Annotated in this window: 1 protein-coding gene; it reads left to right on the plus strand. The window is 47.1% G+C overall.

Annotated features, from left to right (window positions below; translation table 11 throughout):
* Positions 1-35 precede the first annotated feature (35 nt).
* Positions 36-580, plus strand: a 545-nt coding sequence (locus BAZO_RS11420) for a PTS sugar transporter subunit IIC (protein ID WP_039957451.1), incomplete at its 3' end; no start/stop codon positions are given.

A 580-nucleotide genomic window follows, 5' to 3' on the forward strand; every position in this document is an offset into this window, starting at 1 on the left:
TGGCGCAAGACTTGAACGTGCCCTTTATAACAAACATGGAATACGGTGTTTTATCTGTAATCTTGGTCATTCTCGTTGCCTTCCTTGCTGGTCTTGAAGGTATCCTTGACCAATGGCAATTCCACCAACCAATTATCGCCTGCTCGCTCATCGGTATTGTTACTGGTCACGCATCTGCAGGGATTATCCTCGGTGGTTCGCTTCAATTGATCGCTCTTGGTTGGGCTAACGTTGGTGCCGCTGTCGCACCCGATGCTGCCCTTGCCTCAATCGCCTCATCTATTTTGATGGTTCAATCAAACACCTTTGATTTGACTCACATCATGGGTACTATCGTTCCTGCTGCTATCTTGCTTGCAACTGCTGGTCTTGTATTGACTACTCTTGTACGTATGCTTTCAGTTGTGCTCGTTCACCAAGCTGACCGTGCTGCGGAAAATGGTTCTTACTCAGGTGTTGAAATGTGGCACTTCATCGCGCTTATCTGTCAAGGTTTGCGTATCGCTATCCCTGCTGGACTTCTTTTGGTTATCTCACCTGAAGCTATCCAAAACGCACTTGCTGCTATTCCTCCAGTTAT

Source organism: Schinkia azotoformans LMG 9581 (assembly GCF_000307855.1).
GTDB classification, from domain to species: Bacteria; Bacillota; Bacilli; order Bacillales; family Bacillaceae_J; genus Schinkia; species Schinkia azotoformans.